The organism is Aeromonas sp. FDAARGOS 1404 (assembly GCF_019047085.1).
Classification (GTDB): domain Bacteria; phylum Pseudomonadota; class Gammaproteobacteria; order Enterobacterales; family Aeromonadaceae; genus Aeromonas; species Aeromonas veronii.
Map to the genome: position 1 here is coordinate 3,713,147 of NZ_CP077237.1, position 16,473 is coordinate 3,729,619.

The following is a 16,473-nucleotide window of genomic DNA, read 5'->3' on the forward strand; positions in this document are numbered from 1 at the left end:
AAAGCGATGAGAGTGTTGAAATTTGGCGGGTCTTCACTGGCCGATGCAGAGCGTTTTTTACGGGTGGCCGATATCGCGGTCAACACCCATGGCCAATCTCAGGTAGCCCTGGTGCTGTCTGCACCTGCCAAGGTGACCAATCATCTGGTGGCGCTGGTGGAACAGACCAGCCGCGGCATGGATGCCAGTTCCACCCTGTTTGAAGTGAACGGCATCTTCTCCCGCCTGCTGGCCGGGTTGAAGGCGGCCTATCCGGCGCTCGATGACAAGGCGCTGCTGGCCCGTCTCACCGCCGAGCTGGATCAGGTGGAGCGGCTGATGCAGGGCATCCGTCTGCTGGGCCTCTGCCCGGACAACGTGCAGGCGCGCATTCTGAGCCGTGGCGAGAACCTCTCCATCGCCTTTATGCACGAACTGCTGCGGGTGCGCGGTCTGGATCTGGAGCTGATCGTACCGGAAGAGCTGCTGGTCACCGACGGCGGCTATCTGGAAGCCCATGTCGATATCGAAGCCTCCCGCCTGCGCTTTGCCGCCAAGGGGCTGCGTAGCGACTGTCTTTACCTGATGCCGGGCTTTACCGGTGGCAGCGACAAGGGCGAGACCGTGCTGCTGGGCCGCAACGGCTCCGACTACTCCGCCGCCGTCCTGGCCGCCTGTGTCGATGCCGAGTGCTGCGAGATCTGGACTGACGTCGAGGGCTGCTACAGCTGCGACCCCCGTCTGGTGCCGGATGCCTACCTGCTGAAAACCCTCTCCTACAAGGAGGCGATGGAGCTCTCCTACTTCGGCGCCAAGGTGCTGCACCCGAAAACCATCGCGCCGGTGGCCCAGTTCCATATTCCCTGCCTCATCAAGAACAGCTTCAACCCGCAAGGTCCGGGCACCCTGATTGGCCCGGAGAGCGGCGACGATGACCTGAAAGTGAAGGCCATCTCGGATCTCTCCGGCATGTGCATGTTCAACGTCTCCGGCCCCGGCATGAAGGGGATGGTCGGCATGGCCGGTCGCATCTTCTCCGCCGTCTCCCGCGCCGGGGTCAGTATCGTGCTGATCACCCAGTCCTCTTCCGAGTACAGCGTCAGCTTCTGTATCCACAGCTACGACAGCGAGAAGACCCGCAAGGTGCTGGAGCGCGAGTTCGAGCTCGAATTCAAAAACCAGCTGCTGGAGCCGCTGGATATCATCAGCGATCTTGCGATCATCTCCCTGATCGGTGACGGCATGCGTACCAGCAAGGGGATGGCGGCCCGCTTCTTCACCTCGCTGGCGCAAGCCTCCATCAATATCGTCGCCATTGCGCAGGGCTCCAGCGAGCGCTCCATTTCGGCGGTGGTGCGGGATCGCAAGGTGGCGGAAGCCATCAAGGCGTGCCACCAGAACTTCTTTGGCAGCCAGCAGTTTATCGATCTCTTTGTGGTCGGTGTCGGTGGCGTCGGTGCCGCGCTGGTGGATCAGATCGCCCGCCAGCAACCGGTTTTGGCCGAGCAGGGCACTGGCCTTCGCGTGGTCGGCATCGCCAACAGCCGCCAGATGGCGGTCAACAAGGATGGCCTGAACCTCGCCAACTGGCGCGAACAGTTGGCGGAAGCCCGTGACAGCTTCTCGCTGGAAGGGGTGAAAAAGCTGGTGGAAGATAGCCACATCATCAACCCGGTGATCGTCGACTGCACCTCCTCCGAGGCGGTGGCCGTCCAGTATGCCGACTTCCTCGCCGCCGGTTTCCATGTGGTGACTCCGAACAAGAAGGCCAACACCGGTTCGCTCGATTACTACAAGGCGCTGCGTCGCACCGCCCGCCAGACTCGCCGCAAGTTCCTGTACGAGACCAACGTCGGCGCCGGTCTGCCGGTTATCGAGAACCTGCAAAACCTCATCAAGGCCGGTGACAAGCTGCGTGCCTTCGACGGGATTCTGTCCGGTTCCCTCTCCTTTATCTTCGGCAAGCTGGATGAAGGGATGGCGTTCTCCGAGGCAACCCAAATCGCCCGTAGCAACGGCTTTACCGAGCCGGATCCCCGCGACGATCTCAACGGCATGGATGTGGCGCGCAAGCTGCTCATTCTGGCTCGCGAAGCCGGCATGGCGCTGGAGCTCTCCGATGTCGAAGTCGAGCAGGCGCTGCCGCCCGGATTTGATGTTAGCGGCGACGTGGAAGCCTTTATGGCCCGTCTGCCCGAAGCTGACGGCTGGTTCCGCGACCAGTTCGCCGCGGCCCAGCGTGAAGGCAAGGTGTTGCGCTATGTGGGTTCCATCGAGGGTGGCAAGTGCAAGGTCGCCATCAAGGCGGTCGGTGGTAACGAGCCGCTGTTCAAGGTCAAAGACGGGGAGAACGCGCTCGCCTTCTTCTCCACCTACTACCAGCCGATCCCGCTGGTGCTGCGTGGCTATGGCGCCGGTACCGAAGTGACTGCAGCGGGCGTCTTTGCCGACGTGCTGCGCACCCAGAACTGGAAGCAGGAGCTATAAGCATGAGTTCAGACATGTACCCCTCTTATATGACTGAAGGCGGCAGCGTCGTCGCCTACGCCCCCGCCTCCAGCGCCAACCTGAGCGTGGGATTTGATGTACTGGGGGCTGCGCTCGCCCCCGTGGATGGCTCTCTGCTGGGCGATCGGGTGCAGGTGAAAGTGGCAGACGTTCCGTTCGCCCTCTCAGCCGTGGGCCGCTACGCCCACAAGCTGCCGGACGATCCGAAAAAGAATATCCTGTTCGACTGCTGGGTCGCCTATGGCGAGGCGCTGGAGAAGCGCGGCCTTAAACTCAAGCCGCTTGAAATGGTGCTGGAGAAGAACCTGCCGGTCGGTTCGGGTCTGGGTTCCAGCGCCTGTAGCGTGGTGGCGGCCCTTGAAGGGCTCAACGCCTTTCACGGCGCGCCCCTCGATGAGCACGACATGCTGCTGCTGATGGGTGAGATGGAGGGCAAGATCTCCGGCTCCGTCCACTACGACAACGTGGCCCCCTGTTATCTCGGCGGCATGCAGCTGGTGCTGGAAGAGCATGGCGTTATCAGTCAGGGCATTCCGGTGTTCGATCAGTGGTACTGGGTGGTCTGCTACCCGGGTACCGTGGTTTCGACCGCTGCCGCCCGCGCCATTTTGCCGGCCCAATATCGCCGTCAGGATTGCCTCACCTATGGCCGCCGCCTGGCTGCCTTTGTCCACGCCAGCTACACCGGACAGGAGGGATTGGCGGCGAGCGTACTGAAAGACGTGATTGCCGAGCCCTACCGCGCGGCGCTGATCGAAGGCTTTGCCGAGGTGCGGGCGCAGGCGGCCCAGAACGGGGCGCTTGCTACCGGCATCTCCGGCTCCGGCCCCACCGTGTTTGTGGTGATGAAGGATCTGGCGCAGGCCGAGCGGATGAAAGATTGGATGGAAGCACATTTCGTGCAGAACGAAGATGGATTTGCCCGGGTCTGCAAACTGGACATGGCCGGGGCACGGGTAACAGGAAGCGAGCTATGAATCTTTACAACATCAAGGACAACAGCGAACAGGTGAGCTTCGCGCAGGCAGTGCGTCAGGGCTTGGGTCGCGAACAGGGGCTCTTCTTCCCCGAACAACTCGAGCCGCTCGCCGATGTGGATGCCCTGCTCGATCTGCCGCTGGCCGAGCGCTCTGCCCACATCCTGAGCCACCTGCTGGGGGACGAAGTGCCCGCAGCGAAAGTGAGCGAGCTAATCAATGCCGCCTTCACCTTCCCGGCGCCGCTGGTGAAACTCAAGGATGGCACTTATGCCCTCGAGCTGTTCCACGGCCCGACCCTGGCGTTCAAGGATTTCGGCGGCCGCTTTATGGCCCAGTGCCTTGCGGCCTTTAGAACCAACGACAAAATTACTATCCTCACCGCCACCTCCGGCGACACCGGCGCCGCCGTGGCCCACGCCTTCTACGGGCTGGAGGGGATCGAGGTGGTGATCCTCTATCCCAAGGGCAAGATAAGCCCCTTGCAGGAGAAGCTCTTCTGCACCCTCGGCGGCAATATCCGCACCATCGCCATCGACGGCGACTTCGATGCCTGTCAGGCGCTGGTAAAACAGGCCTTTGACGACGAAGCGCTGAAAAAGGCCATTGGCCTCAACTCCGCCAACTCCATCAATATCAGCCGTCTGCTGGCGCAGGTTTGCTACTACTTCGAAGCGGTGGCCCAGTTGCCCAAGGCCGACCGTGCCAAGGCGGTGATCAGCGTGCCGTCCGGCAACTTTGGCAACCTCACCGCAGGTCTTATCGCCAAGGCGTTGGGGCTGCCGGTGAAGCGCTTTATCGCCGCCACCAACGCCAACGATACCGTGCCGCGCTACCTGAAAACCGGTCAGTGGGAGCCGCACCAGACGGTTGCAACCCTGTCGAACGCCATGGATGTCAGCCGCCCCAACAACTGGCCACGAGTGGAAGAGCTGTGCCGTCGTAAGGGCTGGGCGCTGGAGACTCTGGGCTCCGGCATGCGTGACGATGCCCAGACCCGCGCTGCGCTCAAACGCCTGCACCAGCTGGATTACCTGTGCGAACCCCACGGTGCCATTGCCTGGGATCTGTTGGGTGAACAGCTGGCCGAGGACGAAGTGGGGGTGTTCCTCTGCACCGCCCATCCCGCCAAGTTCAAGGAGTCGGTAGACGAGATCCTCAATCTCGATGTACCGCTGCCCGGCCCGCTCGCCAAGCACGCCGTGCTGCCGCTCTTGTCTCATAACCTGCCAGCGGAGTTTGCCCGGTTAAGGGCATTTTTGGTGGGTTAACTGCCGCTTCGAGATAATCGATAGAAATAAAAATCCCCCGATAACGGGGGATTTTATTTTTTACTTAATGAGATATGAGTTACCCAAATACAACGATGCATCCGAAAATGTTCCAGTGAAGGACTTCTTTAGATAAAACTTAAAATCAGCCCTGAACCTAAATTTTTATGGTTTATTTATATCTACAACGCCAAGAGATAGAGGATTTGATACTTAAATATAAAACATATTAAAGATAGAATTGCGATGAAGTATGGCAATGATATGTCCAAATATTCTGGTCGTCTAAAGATAGCATCTTTTTGGTGTTCAAACTCAACTTTCAATAATTCGTATAAATCTCTTTTTGTCCAACACGCATGGAATTCATTTAAATTAACTTCCTCTGTTGTTATATCATAGCCAGAATCGTAGTCATAAGTTATCCCTCTCTTGAGAATTCCGTTTACTTTATATTTTGGTTCTACTTTGTACTTTTCAAATGAGTGTCCATCAATATTACTTGAACATGAATGATCCTTTAGCTTGCTTAGTAAACCATGAGGTATGTAATCACAGCTATTATCATCAAAGTAATAAACAAGAACCCTTCTGTCTTTCATCATCGCGTTAGCCCAAACATCATATAAGTAAGAGTGATACTTGAAGGCGAACGAGTAGTATCTAATGATTAGAACAATCACACCAAAGAACATCATCCAACCAAACGCTGCTGTGTTTGAGAAATCAATTTTGAAAATGAATGTGTTGGCTTCCTTCAATTGAGCATCGGATAGACTTATAGCCATTAGTAAAATACTCACTACAATCAATTGCTTTCTTTTGGACTGAAATTCACTGTCCTTTTTCATTTTGTCTGTTAGTGAATCTTCCTTTTCTTCTGTTAGTGATACTTTCATTTCTTCTGTTATTCCATATGTTGGGTTAAATCTCGTAGGTTGGTGCTGAACGAAGTGAAGCCCAACGTTTACCGAGAAAGCTAAATTCGGTTTTTGATTTTATATGGTCAAAATTCATCTTGTTTGGAAAGTCATATATCCCGTTTGTTGGGCTTCGCTACGCTCAGCGCCAACCTACAAAACATTCCAAGCCGATTATTCCTGATCCGAGTCACTATCAATGGCCCAATCTGGCGTTATCCATCCTGCGGCGATATGGCGATGAATTGACGAGTAAGGCCAATCGACAGGTTTGGCACAATAACCATGTTTGACCGGATTGAAATGGATGTAATCGACATGGGCTTGCAGCTCCTTGTCATCCCGGATCAGATGCTCCCAATAACGGCGTTGCCAGATACCGCGTTCCCGTTTTCTGACTCGACTCTCCCGTATCCGCTCTGTTTTGGCGAGATTTCGTGAAAATCCTGCCTTGATCAGAGACCAGCGCATGGGATAGTCACTGTCACCCGGCGGTAGTTGCCAAATGGCATGAAGATGATCCGGCATCACCACCATGGCAATAATCTCGAAGGGGTGTTGCTGTTTGACGTGGCGGAGCACTTCGCGCAGCAGGTCGATATGACGTACCAGCAGATCCTGCTTTCGGTCAGCCAGGTTGACGGTGAAGAACCAACATGCCCCACTGGTTGTTGCTCGGCGATAGCGCATGGTTCTCCTTTCCGGAAATATCCAGTCTGTTCGGTTGCACAGAATGGCCACCAACTGACCGAGGACTCGCGTGTTGGGCTTCGCTACGCTCAGCGCCAACCTACGCAATACATCAATCACTGTGCAAAACCCACGCTACCGCCCGTGGATTACAGCTTCCAATATGCTCTATTAACCAGCGATGGCAGCAGCCCATCACAGATGAATAGGCACCGGATGGCTATGTTAAGCCAATCGAATCTGGCCATACCAGTCAAAAAATGACGTAAGTGTCAGTAATGGCTGATTTTTTGCGCTGGCTCAACAAATCGCACTGGCCGGGCACTGGATTCCCATGGCCCTTGATTTTATTGGGGTTGGTGGGTGTGGCGGGAAAGTAGGGGCGGGCTTGCCGCTGAGGAAGGGTTGGCTGGGGGCAATCCCGCTCCGGTAATCGGCGCTATAGTGCGGGCGATGGTTGCCCTGTGCTCCGCTCCCAAGCTGGCGAGGCGGGGGATCTGCAACAACAATCAGCTGTTGCAATCACAGCCATTTGCAACACATCGTCATGCAAATATGACCATGCAAACACATCACCAGATAGAGAGGGGATCTCCCATGAAGCGTACCATCCTGTTCGGCCTGCTCTGCGGCAGCGTGCTGCTGGCCAATCCGGTCTTTGCCAGCGACACAGCCCAGTTGCAGTGCGAGGCGCAGGCCGCAGCCAAAAAGCTTAACGGCGCCGCCAAGACCAGCTTTGTCGGCAAGTGCGTGAAAGATGCTGCTGGCGCCGCGACCGGCGAGTGCGAGAAGGCGGCCGCCGACAAGAAACTGGCCGGTGCGGCCAAGAACAGCTTTATCCAGAAGTGCGTGAAGACGGGCGCGGCGGTGGATCCGGCGGCCAAGTGCGAGAAGGCGGCGGCCGACAAGAAGCTGGCTGGCGCGGCCAAGAACAGCTTTGTCCAGAAGTGCGTGAAGGATAGCGCCGCCAAGTAAGGCATTTTCTCATCCGGTGTGTTTGCGGGGGGCCATCAGGCCCCCTGCGCTTTTTGGGGCGCAGTGATGGCGCAACGCACAAGCCTTGTATCGGGGCGGCAATAGCGACACTATTGACTCCTTTTTGGTTCCGCAGAGGCGCAGCAATGACCTACCGTTACCGGACGAGGCGTTGGCGAGCCCCATTTTTGCGGGATTACGCGGGATAAGGGAGCAAAGCAGGATGATGGAAGGGCAACAATGGCGCTGGCTCAATGAACCAGCCAAGTGGCACCAGACAGACGACGGTTTGCAGGTAGTGACAGACCGGCAGACCGATTTTTGGCGCAGCACCTGGTATGGCTTCGAGCGCCACAGTGGGCATCTCTATGGCTGCGAGGTGGCGGGGGAGTTTACCTTTCAGGTCTGCGTCGAGGGGGAGTTCACCACCCTCTACGATCAGGCGGGGCTGATGCTGTTGCAAGACGACGAGCATTGGCTGAAAGCGGGGATCGAGTACAACGATGCTCAGCCGATGATCGGCAGCGTGCTGACCAATCCGCGCTCTGACTGGGCCACCGGTATTTTTACCGGTAATCCGCGTCGCTTCTGGCTGCGGCTGACCCGGCTGGCGGACTGCCTGCGTTTGCAATACTCCACCGATGGCAAGGTGTGGCCGCTGCTGCGCCTCGCCCCGTTCCCGCCAAGCGAACACTGCTTTATCGGGGTGATGTGCTGCACGCCGGAGCGGCAGGGGCTGGCGGTGCGCTTCTCTGACTTGCGCCTCACGCCGCCTCTTGGCAAGGCGCTCCATGATTTGAGCTAGGCCAGCGGTTTTGCCTGCGCTATTCAGCCAATAAAAAAGCGCCCGCAGGCGCTTTTTTCATTTGGCTGGTAAGGCCTCAATTAGCTGATCAGGCTGGCCCACAGGTCATATTCGTCGGATTCGTCGATCCGCACCTTGACCATGTCCCCCGGCTTGAGGCCGGTTTCGCCGTTGAGGTAGACCAGACCGTCGATCTCCGGCGCATCGGCGAAGGAGCGGCCAGTGGCACCCTCTTCATCCACTTCGTCGATGATAACGGTCATCTCCTGACCCACTTTGCGGGCCAGCTTGCGGATGGAGACCTGCTGTTGCAGCTCCATAAAGCGCTGGAAGCGCTCTTCCTGTACGGCTTCCGGTACCGGATCCGGCAGCTCGTTGGCCAGCGCCCCTTCGACCGGGCTGTATTTGAAGCAGCCGACGCGATCCAGCTCTGCCTTGTCGATAAAGTCCAGCAGCATCTGGAAATCTTCTTCGGTCTCGCCCGGGAAGCCGACGATAAAGGTGGAGCGCAGGGTGATCTGCGGGCAGATTTCGCGCCATTTCTGGATCCGCTCCAGGGTGCGCTCGACCGTACCCGGGCGCTTCATCAGTTTGAGGATGCGCGGGCTGGCGTGCTGCAACGGAATATCGAGGTAGGGCAGTACCTTGCCATCGCGCATCAGCGGGATGACGTCATCTACGTGCGGGTAGGGGTAGACGTAGTGCAGACGCACCCAGATGTCGAGCTTGGCCAGCTCTTCGCACAGGGCGACCATGCTGGTCTTGACCGGCATGCCGTCGTAGAAACCGGTGCGGTGCTTCACATCGACGCCGTAGGCGGAGGTGTCCTGGGAGATCACCAGCAGCTCCTTCACGCCCGCCTCTTTCAGGCGCTTGGCTTCTGCCAGCACGTCGCCGATGGGGCGGCTCACCAGATCCCCGCGCATGGAGGGGATGATGCAGAAGGTGCAGCGGTGGTTGCAGCCCTCGGAAATCTTCAGATAGGCATAGTGGCGCGGGGTCAGCTTGACGCCATGGGCCGGTACCAGACTGGTGAAGGGGTTGTGCTGCGGCTTCTCCACATATTTGTGGACGTGACCCAGCACCTCTTCATAGGCGTGGGGGCCGGTGATCTCGAGCACCTTGGGGTGGATCTCGCGGATCTGGTTCTCTTTGGCGCCAAGGCAACCGGTGACGATCACCTTGCCGTTCTCGGCCAGCGCTTCGCCGATCGCTTCCAGCGACTCTTGCACCGCGCTGTCGATAAAGCCGCAGGTGTTGACGACGACCAGCTCGGCATCGTCATAGCTGGGCACCACATCGTACCCTTCGGTACGCAGCTGGGTCAGGATGCGTTCTGAATCGACCAGATTTTTGGGGCAACCCAAGGAGACGAATCCTACTTTGGGGGCCTGTTTTGTGTTGGACATCGCTCAATCACTCTTAGGTGGCTCTTCTTTAAGGGCGCGGATTTTACCGGAATGGTTAACCAAAAACTATACAGCCAGCATGGCAGAACCGAACAATATCTCCGACCAGGCAAGATTGGGCCGCACCAGCAGTCGGTGATGGCGCGCCCTTGGTAGGGCTATTGCCTCTGCCATGCAGGCTTGTTGTGGGGAAGCTGCTTTGTTGATTTTTCTGTCAATTTTGACGCTGTGGCGGGGAGAGCGTCAAAGGGAGTCACTATACTTCCATCACGGGGTCCCGTTGGAGAAGGCGATGGAAAGTTCATTTGGCGAAAAAATGCAGAGCGTACATGCCACGCTCAGGCAGCGCTTTGACAAGCTGAGTCGGGTGGCCATCGCGATTTACGATCCCCATACCGATCAGCTCAAGACATTTGCCCACAGCACAGAGGGGCCCTCGCCACTGGTGCAGTATGAGGTGAAGCTGAGCGATGTTCCCTCCCTGAGTTATCTGGCGGAGCACAAGCAGCCCCGGGTACTCGGCAATCTGGATGCCCTGCGTGGCTCGGCATCGGAGCACAGCCGCAAGGTGCTGGAGGCGGGTTATGCCTCCAGCTATACCGAGCCGCTGCTCTTCAACAGCAAGCTGTTTGGCTTTCTGTTTTGCGATGCCATGGAGCCGGGATACTTCGAGGAGCCGATCCGCAGCGAGCTGTCGGCCTATGCCCAGGCGCTCTCGGCCATCATTGCGGTGGAGTTTTTCTCCATCCAGACCCTTGGCGGCGCGCTGACCACAGCGCGGGAGTTTAGCCGCTATCGGGATGAGGAGACCGCCAACCACCTGCACCGGATGTCGGCCTACTCTCGGCTGATCGCCAGGACACTGGCACCGAGTTGCGGGTTGAGCGATGAAGAGGTGGAGTTTATCTATCTCTTCTCGGAGCTGCACGACATCGGCAAGATCGCGGTGCCGGACGCCATCTTGCTCAAACCGGGCAAGCTGACCCCGGAAGAGTTCGAGATCATGAAGATCCACCCCGGCAAGGGGCGGGAGATGATCAGTCTGATGATCAACGAGTTTGGTCTCGATGGCATTCACCACACCGACATGCTGACCAACATCATCGCCAGCCATCACGAACGCTTCGACGGAGCCGGCTATCCGCTGGGGCTGGCGGGGGAGGCGATCCCGCTGGCGGCGCGCATCGTGACGGTGGCCGATGTGTTTGATGCCCTGACCAGCGAGCGCCCCTACAAGAAGGCCTGGCCGTTCGAGACGGCGTTTGCCTATCTGGAGGAGCATGCCGGCAGCCAATTTGATCCCGCCTGTGTCGACGCAGCCCTGCACAACAAGGCCGAGTTTTATGCCATCTATCAGCAGTATCAGGATCCGGCCTGCACTGCGAGCGTGGCGGCCAGCGGCGCCGAGCCGGGTTGAGCGCGTGTGATGAGCATAAGGGGGAAAGAGGCGGTTCAAGCATGACGAGGAGTAAATAGAGAGGGGGCACCAGCAGGTGCCCCCTCTCTTTTATACGTCTTTCTATTAAATGCGCCTTTAGTTTGCCGACCTTATCTCTGCGACTATGGCGTTTGCGCTCAGGTTACTGTTTGGGCGTCGGCTCGCTGATTTGATAGAGGTGATCCGCGCAGGCGCTGGAGCAGCCACAGGGGCGTACCTCTTTATCTTCCCGTTTCTGGGCAAGCTGGTATTGGCGCCACCAGATGATGGTGCCCATGGTCAGGATCAGCACGAACGAGGCGAGCAGGCTCAACAACCAGATGGACATGATCTCTTCTCCTTGATGGGGATGACATGCACTGTGATGGCATCAGTGATGATGGCAGCAACCGCCCTGCTGGTTGGCGCCCTCACTGCCGTGGCAACAAGTATGGCCTTGTCGTGAGCTCTCTGCCTGATTGCCACTACTGGCGCAACAGTGATCGGAGCCACTGTTGCAACCACCATGACAATGGCTATGACTCTGGCCTGCGCCGACGGGCTGGATTGCACGGATAGTCGCCTTGCTCTGATGACGGCGAGACGGACGCCCCTGACTGGCCTCGGTTAGAGGTTGCAGATTGACGGGGGCCAGCAGCGCGGGCAGCGGCAGGCGGGCAGAGCGACACTGCAGCACCCGGATATTGGCCGCCAGCAGGCGACTCAGCATCCGCTCGCCGATATTGCGCACCACCACCTGACCCACTTGATGATGGGCGAGGGCGTCGAGCAGCGCTTGCTTGCCGTGGCAGCCTTCGGCGACGGCCGGGTTAGCCAGGGTGGCGATAACGTTCCCTTCGGGGTTAAGAATTTGCAGCTGCTCGGCACGGGTAAAGTGGCCAGCCAGCAGCCCCTGACTCAGCATCAGGGCGCTGTTGCAGGGGTTGGTGGTCATGGTTGTGACAGCATTCATGTCGGATCTTCTCCACTGGTTGGGTGGTCGGGCTCGGCGGGTTGCATCATCAATGCCTTGCCCAGACTCAGACACTCCACCACCTTGTAGCGCCCTTTTTTCAGGATATTGGCCAGGGTCTGGCGGGAAACCCCCATCACCAGGGCGGCCTCCTGCTGCTGCATTCCTTGAAGGTCGACGAGGCGCAGTGCCTCGAACTCGTCAGGGGCCAGCGTGACCTGTTCCAGCTGATGCATGGGGCGGCCGTTGGGTTTGAAGCAGCTGTTGGCGGGGCGGCCACAGATCTGGCGGGCAATCTTGGGTCTTGGCATGGTGGCTCCTAATTGGCATAAGCCATTTATACGCTCATATGTAGCATATGCCAATAATTTTGTCTGATGCAGAGGGTAGCGCCAGTGCTATTCATGGCAGAGAGGGGTAAAGAGGGGGGAGAGGAATACGTACAAACGCTGTGAAGGTGGCAGAAACGACGCAGGCCCGAACATGGTTCGGGCCTGCGGTTTTGCAGAGGATGGTCGGGCAATCCCGGCGAGCTTACGCCTGTTCGGCCTCGGCCACAGGAGCTGCGCTCTCGCTACCGTTGGCGAAGCGATCCGCCCACAGGGCAATCACGCCGTCACCGGTGACGTTGCAGGCGGTGCCGAAGCTGTCTTGCGCCAGATAGAGAGCGATCATCAGGGCGATGGAGGCTTCACCGAAACCGAGCATGGAGGTGAGCAGGCCCAGCGCCGACATCACGCCACCACCCGGGGCGCCCGGGGCGGCGATCATGATCACCCCCAGCATCATGATGAAGGGGAGCATGGTCTCGATGCCCGGAATGGCCAGATGCTCGGAGAGGAACATCACCGCGGTGGCACAGGTGACCAGGGTAATGGTGGAGCCACAGAGGTGAATAGTGGCACACAGGGGCACAGTAAAGTTGGCGATGCCGTCGCTCACCCCGTTGTTCTTGCTCGATTGCAGAGCGACCGGAATGGTGGCTGCGCTCGACATGGTCCCCAGCGCGGTGAAGTAGGCCGGAAGCATGTTCTTGATGAGCTGGGCCGGTGAGCGGCCAAGGGCCAGACCGGTGCCCACGAACAGCACGGAGAGCCAGATCCAGTGCATCAGGATCGCCATCACCAGCACTACGCCGAAGGTTTTCAGAGTGGCGAATACGGTGCCTTCCACCGTCATCTCGACAAAGACGCCCGCGATATAGAACGGCAGCAGCGGAATGATCACCTTGGCCAGCAGGCGGTCGATGATGTCACGACCCTGATCGGCGACTCGGCGCAGATCGGTGGCCTGGGTGGCGCTGATGCCGATGCCAAACACGAAGGCGGCGGCCAGTGCCGACATCACGCCAAACAGCGGCGGGATCTCCAGATTGACGTAGGAGGTAAGCTTGATAGCCGTGGCCGTGGTGGGCTCGGCGGCGGTGGTGAACTGCGGGATCAGGTGGCTCGCCACGGTAAAGGCGAATAGCCCCGCCAGAATGGTGGAGCAGTAGGAGAGGGCCACGGTTTTGCCCAGCAGCTTGCCGGAGTTTTTCGGCAGGCTGGCGATGCCGCTCATGATAAAGAACAGAATGATGAGCGGAATGGTGAAGGTGATCAGCTGACCTATCACTGTCTTGGCCGTAAACAGCACGCGCGCCACCCACTCAGGGGCGTAGAGACCGAGCAAGAGACCGGCAAGGATGCCAGCAATGAGTTTCAGGACAAGTTTCATAAGGAAATCCGGAGTTGGTTGTATTGTCTGTTTTGTTATTAAATTTTGATATTAATCACACTTTTTAACACGTAAGCCGTGTTATGTCTGCCTTTTCTGCGTTAATGCCGAGTTAAATATTGTCGAAAGCCAGGATCGCCGACTAGCTGTCGGCTTGGCGTTGAACGGGAAAATCCGTGATGAATTAGCCCGTTAGGTGGCTTGATGATCGCCACGCAGCAACATGACGTACTGGCTGGCGTGTTGACTTGAGGAATCTGACATACTGGCTGATACGGCTTCCATCGGCGCCAGTTGCAGCGCTATCCCGGATGTGGTGACCAGTTGCTGTAGCTGAGCGTGACTTATCTTGCCGCTTGGCGGCAGGGGGAAGCAGATCGGAGCGCCCGCTTTGAGCAGGGTCGCCAACTGTTGCAACAGGGGAACAAGGGTGGCCGTGTCGCTATCAAGCGGGCGGCTTAGCCAGACGCCATCGTAAGGGAGCACCGAGTGCATCTTCGCCAGCGGGCAGACCCGCACTGCTTGTCCGGATTGCTGCGAAGCAACTCTGGCGTCAGCCAGCACAGCTTCGCAGGCGGTGACCACATACCCTTCTGCACGCAGCCAGCACAGATCCTCCCCCGTACCGCACTGACCATTGAGCAGGTGAGCACCGGATTTGAGGTGCGCCACAAAGGCAGCCCGAGCGTGGGCGTGCTGGTCGTTAAATGGCCGGGAAGCGGGGATGGCGTCAGAGTGTGGCACAGGGGTTACCTCAAGCAGGGGGCGCACAGGGTAACAAATCGGGGCCTGACTGCCAAAGCGTGCGGTCAGGCCCCGATTTGGATGGGTGGGAGTTGCTGGCGCCGGTTAGCGGCCGCAGGCAGGCCCGTGGGGCTGGGCCAGCATGGTGAACATGCTCTCTATCAGGAAGGCGGATTCGCCCTGCAGGTCTATCCGCCCCGGAAAGTGGAGCCAGTTGATGATGTAGCCATCCAGGGTGCAGTGGAGCAGGGTGGCGGCGCGCTGCAGGTTGAGGTTGGCGGGCAGTTGGCCCCGCCGTACCGCATTGGCCAGGGTGGTCTCCAGATCCCGGAAGAAGTTGGCGGACTGGCTGCGGATATGCTCGCGCAGTGAGATGGCTTCCCCCTCCAGCGATTCGAGATTGAACAGTATGGTAAACATCTGCCGCTGGGCCGGATTGTGAATGAAGCTGTGGAGCACCCCTTCGAAGAAGAGGCGCAGTTGCCCGAGCGGATCCGGCTCATCTGGATTGAGGCAGGCATCGAGCTGGTGGGCGAGGGGGCTGCAGAGCTCCTGCCAGAGCGAAATGAAGAGTTCATCCTTGTTCTTGAAGTGCCAATAGATGGCCCCGCGGGTCAGGTCTGCCGCCCTGGCGATGTCGGTCAGGCTGGTCTTGGCCAGGCCCTGAGAGCAGAACAGATCCAGCGCCGTGCTCATGATGTGGCAGCGGGTTTGCTGCGCCTCTTCTTTGGTTCGTCTGGCCATCGAAATTTGTGCCTCATGCAAGCAAAAAGTCACTTACATACATTTATGAATGTATGTATATTGCCTCATCTTTCGACTATTTACCAACAGGGCCCATGCGGCCCTGATTGTTCATTGACTGGCAAAGGCTCAGGTGTTTCATGCATAAACATATTCTTGCTCGTTCAGTTGGTCTTGCCTTGCTGGCTACAGGCTTGCTGGCAGGTTGTGGTGACAAGGGGGGCGCACCCCAGGGACAGGGCGGCATGCCCCCCGCGGCGGTCAACGTGGTGACCCTGCAGAGCGGTCCGCTGATGTTGACCACCGAGTTGACCGGTCGCAGCGCACCGCTGCGGGTGGCCGAAGTGCGTCCGCAAGTGAGCGGCATCATCCTCAAGCGCCTCTTTACCGAGGGAAGCGATGTGAAGGCGGGCGATCTGCTCTATCAGATCGATCCGGCTGTCTATCAGGCGGCGGTTGCCAGCGCCAAGGCCAATCTGGCCAAGGCCGAGGCCAACGAGCAGAGTGCCCGCCTCAAGGCGCAGCGCTATCAGGAGCTGCTCAAGGTCAAATCCATCAGCCGTCAGGACTATGACGACGCTGACGCCAGCTGGAAGCAGGCCAAGGCGGAGATCATGGCGAGCAAGGCGGCCCTGCGCACTGCCGAGATCAATCTCGGTTACACCCGCATCACAGCCCCCATCAGTGGCCGCATAGGTAAATCCGCGGTGACAGAGGGGGCGCTGGTGACCGCCCAGCAGGCTGACAGCCTGACCGCCATTCAGCAGCTCGATCCCATGTATGTGGATGTGCGTCAGTCCACCGCCGATCTGCTGCGCCTCAAGCGACTGGTCGCCGAGGGTAAGCTGACCCAGGACGAGCAGAAGGGGGCCAAGGTGACCTTCCAGCTGGAAGATGGCTCCACTTATGGCGAAGAGGGCTCGCTGCAGTTCTCCGATGTGACAGTGGATGAGACCTCCGGCATGGTGACCCTGCGAGTGATTGTGCCCAACCCTCATCAGCTGCTGCTGCCCGGCATGTTTATGCGCGCGACCCTGCAAGAGGGTGAGCGGGCGCAAGGGCTGCTGGTGCCGCAAACTGCCGTGACTCGCACCCCCAACGGCGGCGCAACCGTGATGGTGGTGACCGCTGATAACAAGGTGGTGCTGCGCAACGTGCAGCTGAGCCGGGTCGTCGGCAGCAACTGGGTGGTGGAGTCAGGGCTCACCTCCGGCGAGCGGGTGATCGTGGCTGGCTTGCAGAAAGTACGACCGGGCGCCGTGGTCAATCCCGCCGAGCAGGGTGCTGATGCACCGTCTGCTCAAGCTGCGTCCAACACCCCGGCCAACAAGTAGGATGGAGTAAT

The 16,473-nt window shown here is 58.6% G+C and carries 16 protein-coding genes; 7 read left to right on the forward strand and 9 right to left on the reverse strand.

The genetic code is table 11. The annotated features are described in order from the left end of the window. The first annotated feature begins 6 nt into the window (after positions 1–6). The 3 genes from thrA to thrC are packed head-to-tail and all read left to right on the forward strand — an operon-like array spanning position 7 to position 4,735. A complete protein-coding gene (gene thrA, locus I6L34_RS17310; RefSeq protein ID WP_216955061.1) occupies positions 7–2,466 on the forward strand; it encodes a bifunctional aspartate kinase/homoserine dehydrogenase I in 2,460 nt (819 codons plus the stop codon). 2 nt (positions 2,467–2,468) lie between these two features. After that, the gene (gene thrB, locus I6L34_RS17315; RefSeq protein WP_216955062.1) at positions 2,469–3,464 is read left to right on the forward strand and encodes a homoserine kinase; all 996 of its coding nucleotides are present in this window, start codon (positions 2,469–2,471) and stop codon (positions 3,462–3,464) included. Then, positions 3,461–4,735, forward strand: a complete 1,275-nt coding sequence (gene thrC, locus I6L34_RS17320) for a threonine synthase (protein ID WP_216955063.1) — start codon at positions 3,461–3,463, stop codon at positions 4,733–4,735. The genes thrB and thrC overlap by 4 nt, the downstream gene beginning before the upstream one ends. Before the next feature lie 182 nt (positions 4,736–4,917). Here the strand turns inward: thrC and I6L34_RS17325 are convergent, their stop codons facing one another. Continuing rightward, positions 4,918–5,634, reverse strand: a complete 717-nt coding sequence (locus I6L34_RS17325) for a hypothetical protein (protein ID WP_213386852.1) — start codon at positions 5,632–5,634, stop codon at positions 4,918–4,920. Between the two features lie 195 nt (positions 5,635–5,829). After that, the gene (locus I6L34_RS17330) at positions 5,830–6,345 is read right to left on the reverse strand and encodes a transposase (protein WP_216955064.1); all 516 of its coding nucleotides are present in this window, start codon (positions 6,343–6,345) and stop codon (positions 5,830–5,832) included. A gap of 597 nt (positions 6,346–6,942) precedes the next feature. Between I6L34_RS17330 and I6L34_RS17335 the strand changes: the two genes are divergently transcribed. Beyond that, the gene (locus I6L34_RS17335; RefSeq protein ID WP_216955065.1) at positions 6,943–7,320 is read left to right on the forward strand and encodes a hypothetical protein; all 378 of its coding nucleotides are present in this window, start codon (positions 6,943–6,945) and stop codon (positions 7,318–7,320) included. A 223-nt stretch (positions 7,321–7,543) separates the two neighbouring features. Then, the gene (locus I6L34_RS17340) at positions 7,544–8,125 is read left to right on the forward strand and encodes a DUF1349 domain-containing protein (protein ID WP_216955066.1); all 582 of its coding nucleotides are present in this window, start codon (positions 7,544–7,546) and stop codon (positions 8,123–8,125) included. Positions 8,126–8,205: 80 nt separating this feature from the next. On the opposite strand, the gene rimO is transcribed toward I6L34_RS17340, so the two are convergent. Beyond that, positions 8,206–9,534: a 30S ribosomal protein S12 methylthiotransferase RimO gene (rimO, locus tag I6L34_RS17345; RefSeq protein ID WP_058057718.1), complete on the reverse strand. Its 1,329-nt coding sequence runs from the start codon at positions 9,532–9,534 to the stop codon at positions 8,206–8,208. 292 nt (positions 9,535–9,826) lie between these two features. On the opposite strand from rimO, the gene I6L34_RS17350 reads away from it, so the two are divergent. After that, positions 9,827–10,951 (forward strand): HD domain-containing phosphohydrolase, encoded by a 1,125-nt coding sequence (locus I6L34_RS17350; protein WP_058059849.1) that lies wholly within the window; start codon positions 9,827–9,829, stop codon positions 10,949–10,951. 163 nt (positions 10,952–11,114) lie between these two features. Here I6L34_RS17350 and I6L34_RS17355 read toward each other — a convergent pair whose 3' ends face one another. The 6 genes from I6L34_RS17355 to I6L34_RS17380 all read right to left on the reverse strand — a co-directional run bounded on the left by I6L34_RS17355 (position 11,115) and on the right by I6L34_RS17380 (position 15,128). Beyond that, positions 11,115–11,300 carry a hypothetical protein gene (locus tag I6L34_RS17355; protein ID WP_058059850.1) on the reverse strand — a complete coding sequence of 62 codons (186 nt, stop codon included), beginning with the start codon at positions 11,298–11,300 and terminating at the stop codon, positions 11,115–11,117. A gap of 42 nt (positions 11,301–11,342) precedes the next feature. Further along, positions 11,343–11,924, reverse strand: a complete 582-nt coding sequence (locus tag I6L34_RS17360) for a NifB/NifX family molybdenum-iron cluster-binding protein (RefSeq protein ID WP_058059851.1) — start codon at positions 11,922–11,924, stop codon at positions 11,343–11,345. Beyond that, a complete protein-coding gene (locus tag I6L34_RS17365) occupies positions 11,921–12,235 on the reverse strand; it encodes a DUF134 domain-containing protein (protein WP_058059852.1) in 315 nt (104 codons plus the stop codon). The genes I6L34_RS17360 and I6L34_RS17365 overlap by 4 nt, the downstream gene beginning before the upstream one ends. 223 nt (positions 12,236–12,458) lie before the next feature. After that, entirely contained in the window at positions 12,459–13,640 is a 1,182-nt protein-coding gene (locus I6L34_RS17370; RefSeq protein ID WP_058059853.1) for a dicarboxylate/amino acid:cation symporter, read from the reverse strand. 192 nt (positions 13,641–13,832) lie between these two features. Continuing rightward, complete coding sequence (locus I6L34_RS17375) at positions 13,833–14,384, reverse strand: hypothetical protein (protein ID WP_216955067.1); 552 nt, start codon at positions 14,382–14,384, stop codon at positions 13,833–13,835. 105 nt (positions 14,385–14,489) lie between these two features. After that, positions 14,490–15,128: a TetR family transcriptional regulator gene (locus I6L34_RS17380; protein ID WP_040065945.1), complete on the reverse strand. Its 639-nt coding sequence runs from the start codon at positions 15,126–15,128 to the stop codon at positions 14,490–14,492. A gap of 140 nt (positions 15,129–15,268) precedes the next feature. Here I6L34_RS17380 and I6L34_RS17385 point away from each other — a divergent pair, with 140 nt between their 5' ends. After that, positions 15,269–16,462, forward strand: coding sequence for an efflux RND transporter periplasmic adaptor subunit (locus I6L34_RS17385; RefSeq protein ID WP_058059855.1), 1,194 nt, complete (start codon positions 15,269–15,271; stop codon positions 16,460–16,462). The last annotated feature ends 11 nt before the right edge of the window (positions 16,463–16,473 follow it).